The sequence below is a fragment of the Salinimicrobium oceani genome (assembly GCF_012037645.1).
This window is the reverse complement of sequence record NZ_JAAVJR010001252.1, coordinates 1-338: the sequence shown is the minus strand read 5'-3', so window position 1 is coordinate 338 and position 338 is coordinate 1. Positions and strand designations below refer to the sequence as shown.

Sequence of the window (338 nt, the reverse complement as noted above, 5' to 3'; positions counted from 1 at the left end):
CTACATGGCTTAGGTTCATTTCGTCCAGGATAATGAAATAAGGTTTATAGGGGTCTTCTTTACCTTTTATTAATAGGTCCAGAATTCCGTTCTCCGGCTTTACATATTCCTTCTGATCTATGGCGTTAGAATATCCCAGCAACGGCTCTCTGTTGGTCCAATCGGCCCCCACAGGAACGATGCAGAACTGATTCTCTTTTTCGCAAATCCATGTAGCAAAAGTCTGAGCGAGTTTAGTTTTTCCTGAACCTGAAAGACCGGTTAGGATTACAAAAGGTTTGGTTGCCAGTGAAGCAACGAAACGATCAATTAATTTTTTTGAAAACTGCAACCCTCCC

The 338-nt window shown here is 42.0% G+C and carries 1 protein-coding gene; it reads right to left on the bottom strand.

The genetic code is table 11. The features are described 5' to 3' along the window. The coding region (locus HC175_RS21705; protein ID WP_209310182.1) for an AAA family ATPase at positions 1-331 on the bottom strand (331 nt) is incomplete at its 3' end. Positions 332-338: the final 7 nt, after the last annotated feature.